Here is a 7,570-nt window from a genome sequence, read left to right as displayed (position 1 = left end):
ACGCGACAGACCACTATCCTCAACCATGACGTCCTCCTCGGTGTATTGGGATACCAAGCCCGTCAACGACACCAGGAGGACGTCTTTTTGATCAACATTTATCGACATAGCCCTCTTACTACGCCGGGATGACTTCCGGGTTTACGCACGGTCGCGCCGGGTAGCGCGTCGGCCGGGCAGCGATGAGCGCACATCAACGGGCGCTGCGCGACGCGGGTCTGCTCCACGGTCCAGGCCCACGCGGGCACTACGGCAGCTGGTTGGCCAATGCCGAGCGGCGCGGCGTCGCCCCCGATGTCGTCTTGGACATCGCTCGACGGCACCGCCTGGCCCCGGACAGCTTCGCCGTCCTGGAGGACATGGCCGTCGTCACCGACCCCGACGGCAAGTCGTTCTTCCTGATCCCGCCGGGCACCAGCGGCGCCGACGCGCGCCGCGCGGTGTGGCTGACCTACCTGCTCAACGCCGGCACCGGGTACGCCAAGGCGGGTCGGGGTGGGTGCACCGACTTCCCCGAGACGCCGTATGCGGTGAGTGAGGCGCAGCGGATCATCGACCGGCAGCGGGCCAACCGCTGGAGCTACCGGGTCATCGCCCGCACCGGGGTGAGCCTGGTCGCCACCCCCAACGGCATCCTGATGGGCGTCGGCGGCGGTCTGTTCAGTCGACGGGGCGGCACCACCTGGGGCGACGTCTTCCTGCTCAACATCGGCCCCGGCGCCGATCCCGCCGCGCGGCTGCGCGACGTCGTCGAATCCGGGGTCGCCTGGTACCAAGGCGGCGACGGCCGCCCCTATCCCGGGCGCCTCGACCTGGATCGGCTGCTGCACCATGAGGAGCGGCACTGCCGGCAGTGGGCCGCGCTGGGTCCGTTGCGGATGAGCGCCGGCTACCTGGCAGCCGAGGCGCGGGCGCGAATGTTCGGTGGGGCGAACCGTTTTGAGTGCGACGCCGGCCTCGGCGACGGCGGGTACCGGTGATGCGGCGGGGCGCGGGCGCCGGGCGCCGGGCTCCGTGGCCGCGCGAGCGTGCGCAGATCCGGGAATTTGCTCGGCGTGTCGACCGGGGACACGCACGCTCGCGGCAAAGGGGAACCGCCGAAAATTCGGTTGGTGGGGTGCCGAAAGCCTGCTTAGCTGATAGCAACTGGTCAAACGACCATAACCCACCCGAGAAAGAGACGACCGTGAGCACCAGGCCAGAGGGCGCGCCCGCCGTGCCCGCCAAGATCGGCGGCAAGCTGCTGAGCTTCGCCACCGAGGTCGACGAGCTGACCCTGGAGCAGGCCAAGGCGACCGCGTCGATGCCGTTTGTGCATCCGCACGTCGCGCTGATGCCCGACGCGCACTTCGGCAAGGGCTCCTCGGTCGGCACGGTCATCCCCACCGTCGACGCGGTGATCCCCGCCGCGGTCGGCGTCGACATCGGTTGCGGTATGGGCGCTATCCGCACCCGGTTCACCGCCGACGACATCGCCGGGCGTGACCTGGCGGCGCTGCACGCGTCGCTCGACTCCGCGATCCCGATGTCCAAGGGCGGCTACAACCGCAGCTACGACCGCTTCCCGTTCACCCGGCCGCGGGTCGAGGCCCTGGAGGCGTTGGCCGACAGCAGCAACGTCGACCCCGACGCGCACGCGAAGAACTGGCGGCTGCAGCTGGGTTCGCTCGGTGGCGGCAACCACTTCATCGAGCTGTGCATCGACGACCGTGACCGGGTGTGGCTGTTCTTGCACTCCGGGAGCCGCGGCGTCGGGAACCGGATCGCCAACCGCCACATCACGATTGCGCAGAAGCTGATGAAGCGGTGGTGGATCGAGCTGCCCAACGAGGACCTCGCCTACCTGCCGCAAGGCACACCCGAGTTCACGCAGTACCTGCGGGATTTGGCGTGGGCGCAGGCGTTCGCGCTGGAGAACCGGTCGGAGATGATGGACCGGTTCCGTCGGGCGTTCACCCATTGGATGGGCCTGGACCCGCACGACGACGCCGAGGGCATCGAAGTCGAGCGGGTGCTGTGCCACCACAACTACACCCGCCGCGAGGAGCATTTCGGCCGCGAGGTGTGGTTGACCCGCAAGGGCGCGATCGACGCCCACGACGGCGTGATGGGTTTGATCCCCGGCAGCATGGGCACCCGGTCCTACGTCGTGCGCGGCAAGGGCAACCGGTCGGGACTGTGTTCGGCGCCGCATGGCGCCGGGCGCCGCTACAGCCGGCACAAGGCCCGGCAGCTGTTCACCGTGGACGACCTCGCGGACCGGATGGCGGGGATCGAATACAGTCGCGCCCGCGCCGCCAAGCTCGTCGACGAGATCCCCGACGCCTACAAGGATGTGGAGCGCGTCATCGCCGACGCGGCGGATCTGGTCGAGATCGTCGCGGTGCTGCGCCAGGTGCTCAACGTCAAGGGGGAGTGACGGGGCGGCCCGTCGTGCGCGAGCGTGCGTAAACCCGGTGATTTGCCCGGCGTGTCGACCGGGGACACGCACGCTCGCGCAAAAGGCGACCCGCGCTTAGATGCCGGCGTCGAAGGCGCGGGCGCGCAGGGAGCGCTCCACCCCGGCGCGGCCCTCTGACACCAGCCGGCGCAACGCCGACGGCACCTCGGGGTCGGCCAGGAAGGCGTCGGCGGCGGCGATCCCGTCGTCGCTGATGTCCCAGCCCGGGTACAGCCCGACGACCACGGTCTGCGCGACCTCGCTGGACCGGCGCTCCCACACCCCGGGGATCGCCGCGAAGTAACGCGCGGTGAACGGCTGCAGCAGCTCACCCTGGCCGGGCTGCACGATGCCGGCGATGATCGAGCGCCCGGTGATATTGGGCAGCGTGTCGTCCTCGATCACCTGCTGCCAGGCCCGCTCCTTGACCGCGGCCTGCGGGCGGGCCGCGGCGGCCTGCGCGGCGTTGCGGCGACCGGCCGCGGTGGGGTCGCGCTGCGCCTCGGCGTCGATGAACGGGGTGGCCGACCCGTCGGCGTCGACGGCACCGGATCTCGCCAGCGCGGTGACGATGCGCCACCGCAGGTCGGTGTCGACCGTCAACCCGGCCAGCCCCTGGCCGGCCGGGTCGGCGTCGAGCAGCGCCGCCAGCACCGCGGTGTGCGGCGCGGACAGCACCGAGGTGCACAGCGCGTTGACGAACGCCAACTGGTGATCCGATCCCGGGTCGGCGCCGCGGGCCAACTCCAGCAGCCGGTCGGCGAACGCCGGCCAGCCCTGCGCGGCCGCCCAGCCCGGCTCGGCGTAGGACCCCAACGCGGTCTGGGCCTGCAGCAGCAGCCGCTGCGCCACCCCGACCTCGGTTTCGGCCTGCACCCCCCCGGACACCAGCGCCACGAAGTCGCGCGCTTTCAGCTCGGCCTCCCGGGTCATCTCCCAGGCCGCCGACCACACCAGGGTGCGGGGCAGCGGTTCGGCGATGTCCGCGATGCGCTCCAGCGCGGTGGCCAGCGACGCGGGGTCCAGCCGCAGCGCGCAGTAGGTCAGGTCGTCGTCGTTGACCAGGATCAGCTTGCCGCGCGAAACTCCCGCCAGCGCAGGCACTTCGGTGCTCGGGCCGTCGACGTCGAGTTCCTCGCGGTGTACCCGCACCAGCCGGCCCGAGCCGGCCGGGTCGTCGTCGTAGACGCCGACGGCCAGCCGGTGCACCCGGGTTTCCCCGGCGCCCGGCGCGGCCCCGCTCTGGGCGACCGCGAACCGGGTGAAGCGTCCGTCGTCGTCGACGTCGAAGTCGGCGCGCAGCGTGTTCAGCCCGGTGGTCTTGAGCCACTGCTGACCCCACCCGGACAGATCGCGGCCCGACGCCTTCTCCAGCGCGGCCAGCAGGTCGTCGAAGGTGGCGTTGTCGAACGCGTGCGCGGCGAAGTAGTCCCGCAGCCCGGCCAGGAAGTGCTCCAACCCGACGTAGGCGACCAGCTGTTTGAGCACGCTGGCGCCCTTGGCGTAGGTGATGCCGTCGAAGTTGACCTCGACGGCGGCCAGGTCGGGGATGTCGGCGGCGATCGGATGGGTCGAGGGCAGCTGGTCTTGGCGATACGCCCAGGATTTCTCCGCGTTGGCGAACGTCGTCCAGGCCTGGGTGTATTCGGTGGCCTCGCTTTGGCACAGCACCGAGGCGAAGGTGGCGAACGATTCGTTGAGCCACAGGTCATCCCACCACCGCATGGTGACCAGGTCGCCGAACCACATGTGCGCCATCTCGTGCAGCACCGTTTCGGCGCGCCGCTCGTAGGACGCACGGGTGACCTTGCTGCGGAAGACGTAGTCCTCCAGGAACGTCACCGCGCCGGCGTTCTCCATCGCGCCGGCGTTGAACTCCGGCACGAACAGCTGGTCGTACTTGCCGAACACGTACGGGGTGCCAAAGTGCTTGTGGTAGAAGCCGAATCCCTGCTTGGTCTCGGTGAACAGCCGCTCGGCGTCCATGTGCTGGGCCAGCGAGGCCCGGCAGAACAGGCCCAACGCGATGTCGCCGTGCTCGTCGCGGTAGACATCGTCCCAGCGCGCGTAGGGTCCGGCGATCAGCGCCACCAGGTAGGTGCTCATCTTCGGGGTGGTGGCAAAGGTGTGCACCCCGTCCTCGGCGCTGACGGTGGCGCCGTTGGAGACCACCTGCCAATGCGGCGGCGCGGTGACGGTGATGTCGAAGGTGGCCTTGAGGTCGGGCTGGTCGAAGCAGGCGAACATCCGCTTGGCGTCGGCGGTTTCGAACTGGGAGTACAGGTACACCTCGTCGTCGACCGGGTCGACGAAGCGGTGCAGGCCCTCCCCGGTGTTGGAGTAGCGGTGATCGGCGTCGATCTGCACGACGTTGTGTTCGGCCAGCCCGGTCAGCGCGAGGCCGGTGGACTCGTCGTAGCCGGAGACGTCGAGGGGCCGCCCGTTGAGGGTGGCGCTGCGCACGGTGTCGGCGGCCAGGTCGATGACGGTGTCGGCGCCGGGCAGCGCATCGAACGTCACCGTGGTGGTGCAGCGGAAGGTGTGTTCGCCGGTGGTGAGGTCCAACGCGATCCGGTAGTTGTCCACGGTCACCAGCGCGGCGCGCTCAACGGCTTGGTCTCGGGTGAGGTTGGGAAGTGCCACGCGTCCAACTTAGTGGGCGCGAGGCGATCCCCGCGGCCCTCGGCCGCTGAAATCGACGGCCCAGCGGCGCGACCCCCCGGTTTTCGGGGCTATAGGTCAATCTGGACGTCGATTTCAGCAGCCGGGAACAGCCGCGCCGCGGCTACGGTTGTGCAGGACGATCGCCTTCGACGAGAGGACCGTGCATGCCCGAGAAATCCCGAGCCGATTTCTGGTTCGACCCGCTGTGCCCGTGGTGCTGGATCACCTCACGCTGGATCCTGGAGGTCGAAAAGGTCCGCGACATCGAGGTGAACTTCCACGTGATGAGCCTGGCGGTGCTCAACGAGGGCCGGGACATCTCCGAGGAATACCGCGAGCGGCTCAAGCACGCGTTCGGCCCGGTGCGGGTGGCGATCGCCGCCGAGCAGGCCAAAGGCCCCGAGGTGCTGGCCCCGCTGTACACCGCGATGGGCACCCGCATCCACAACGAGGGCAACAAGGACCTGCCCGAGGTCATCAAGCAGTCGTTGGCCGAGGTGGGTCTGCCCGCCGAGTTGGCGCAGGCTGCCGACACCGACACCTACGACGAGGCGCTGCGCGCCAGCCATCACGCCGGGATGGACGCGGTCGGCGACGACGTCGGCACCCCCACCATCCACGTCAACGGGGTGGCGTTCTTCGGGCCGGTGCTGTCCAAGATTCCGCGCGGTGAGCAGGCCGGCCAGCTGTGGGACGCCTCGGTGACGTTCGCGTCCTACCCGCACTTCTTCGAGCTCAAGCGGACCCGCACCGAGCCGCCGCAATTCGACTGAGCGCCCCCGCGCCGCGAGCGTGCGCAGAACCGGAGATTTGCCCGGTGTGTCGGCCGGGGACACGCACGCTCGCGGCCAGGTGGGGCGCCCCAGTAGGGTGTGCGCCATGCGCGTCTATCTCGGGGCAGACCACGCCGGCTACGAACTCAAGCAGCAGGTCATCGACCACCTGACCAAGGCCGGCCACGACCCGGTGGACTGCGGGGCGTTCCACTACGACGCCGACGACGACTACCCGGCGTTCTGCATCGCCGCCGCGTCGCGCACCCTGGCCGACCCGGACAGCCTCGGCATCGTGATCGGCGGCTCGGGCAACGGCGAACAGATCGCGGCCAACAAGGTGCCCGGTATCCGCTGCGCCCTGGCGTGGAGCACCGAGACCGCGTCGCTGGCCCGGGAGCACAACAACGCCCAGGTCATCGGCATCGGCGCGCGGATGCACTCGGTGGCCGAGGCGCTGGCCATCGTCGACGCGTTCCTGGGCACCGCGTGGTCGCAGGCGCCGCGCCACCAGCGGCGCATCGACATCCTGGCCGACTACGAGCGCACCGGCCAGCCGCCGGCGGTGCCCGACCCGGCCGGCTAGCCATGCCCGAAGGGCATACCCTGCACCGGCTGGCCCGGCTGCACCAGCGCCGGTTCGCCGGCGCCCCGGTGACGGTCACCAGCCCGCAGGGCCGCTTCGCCGCCGGTGCGGCCCAGGTGAACGGCCAGCGGCTGACCCGCACCAGCGTGTGGGGCAAGCACCTGTTCCACCACTACGCCCACGGGGCGATCGTGCACATCCACCTCGGGCTGTACGGCACCTTCACCGAACACCCGGTGCCGATGCCGGCGCCGGTGGGGCTGGTCCGGATGCGGATGGTCGGCGCCGACTACGGCACCGACCTGCGCGGCCCGACGGCCTGCGAGGTGATCGACGAGTTGGCCGCCGCCGACGTGCTGGCCCGGCTCGGACCGGACCCGCTGCGCCGCGACGCCGACCCGACGCTGGCCTGGAAGCGAATCACCAAGTCGCAGCGCGCCATCGGCGCGCTGGTCATGGATCAGGCGGTGATCGCCGGGGTCGGCAACGTGTACCGCAGCGAGCTGCTGTTCCGCCACGGCATCCACCCGTTTCGGCCGGGCAAGACCCTGGACGAATCCGAATTCGACGCCGCCTGGGCCGATCTGGTGCAGTTGATGCGAATCGGCTTGCGGCGCGGGAAGATTGTGGTCGTGCGCCCCGAACACGACCACGGGCCGCCGGCCTATGCGCCGGGCAAACCCCGCACCTACGTGTACCGGCGGGCGGGTGAACCGTGCCGGGTGTGCGGCACGGCGGTGCGCACCGCCGTGCTGGAGGGCCGCAACGTGTTCTGGTGCCCGACCTGCCAGAACTGAAGCGGGTCTGCGCTTTGACAGGAACCTTCCAGCGGATGCTTAAGTATTCAAAGCTGGTTCAGATGGCTTCTCGGCGCGGTTGCTGCCTATAACGGAGCGGTGAAAACGATTGGACGTATCGCGATAGGAGCTCTAGCCGTCAGCGCCGGTGTGGGGATGGCCGGCCTGGGCGCGGCCGTCGCCGCGCAGGCCCAACCCGCACCGCGGCCCACCTGGTGCCCGGGCGAATTCTGGGACCCGGGCTGGGGCGAAAACTGGGACTGGCACGGCTGCCACGACAACTTCCGCCCGGGCGGTCCCGGCTGGGGAC

7 protein-coding genes are annotated in these 7,570 nt (G+C 70.1%); 6 read left to right on the top strand and 1 reads right to left on the bottom strand.

The window, feature by feature from the left end; genetic code table 11:
- Positions 1-182 precede the first annotated feature (182 nt).
- Together BKN37_RS24615 and BKN37_RS24610 are read left to right on the top strand one after the other, a co-directional pair.
- On the top strand, positions 183-980 hold the full coding sequence (locus BKN37_RS24615; protein ID WP_071029592.1) for a hypothetical protein: 798 nt from the start codon (positions 183-185) through the stop codon (positions 978-980).
- A gap of 236 nt (positions 981-1,216) precedes the next feature.
- On the top strand, positions 1,217-2,419 hold the full coding sequence (locus tag BKN37_RS24610) for an RtcB family protein (protein ID WP_071029590.1): 1,203 nt from the start codon (positions 1,217-1,219) through the stop codon (positions 2,417-2,419).
- Positions 2,420-2,515: 96 nt separating this feature from the next.
- On the opposite strand, the gene pepN is transcribed toward BKN37_RS24610, so the two are convergent.
- Positions 2,516-5,083: an aminopeptidase N gene (gene pepN, locus BKN37_RS24605; protein WP_071029588.1), complete on the bottom strand. Its 2,568-nt coding sequence runs from the start codon at positions 5,081-5,083 to the stop codon at positions 2,516-2,518.
- A 185-nt stretch (positions 5,084-5,268) separates the two neighbouring features.
- Between pepN and BKN37_RS24600 the strand changes: the two genes are divergently transcribed.
- The 4 genes from BKN37_RS24600 to BKN37_RS29610 form a co-directional block, all read left to right on the top strand.
- Positions 5,269-5,877, top strand: coding sequence for a DsbA family oxidoreductase (locus BKN37_RS24600; RefSeq protein ID WP_071029586.1), 609 nt, complete (start codon positions 5,269-5,271; stop codon positions 5,875-5,877).
- Between the two features lie 106 nt (positions 5,878-5,983).
- Positions 5,984-6,463, top strand: coding sequence for a ribose-5-phosphate isomerase (locus BKN37_RS24595; RefSeq protein ID WP_071029584.1), 480 nt, complete (start codon positions 5,984-5,986; stop codon positions 6,461-6,463).
- A 2-nt stretch (positions 6,464-6,465) separates the two neighbouring features.
- Positions 6,466-7,260: an Fpg/Nei family DNA glycosylase gene (locus tag BKN37_RS24590; RefSeq protein WP_071029582.1), complete on the top strand. Its 795-nt coding sequence runs from the start codon at positions 6,466-6,468 to the stop codon at positions 7,258-7,260.
- Between the two features lie 99 nt (positions 7,261-7,359).
- Positions 7,360-7,570: Mtp family mycobacterial-type pilin (locus BKN37_RS29610; protein WP_479724565.1), on the top strand; the 211-nt coding region annotated here is incomplete at its 3' end.

Source organism: Mycobacterium talmoniae, assembly GCF_001854525.1.
GTDB classification, from domain to species: Bacteria; Actinomycetota; Actinomycetes; order Mycobacteriales; family Mycobacteriaceae; genus Mycobacterium; species Mycobacterium talmoniae.
Note: the sequence above shows the minus strand (reverse complement) of the source record. Positions and strands in the feature narration are given on the sequence as shown.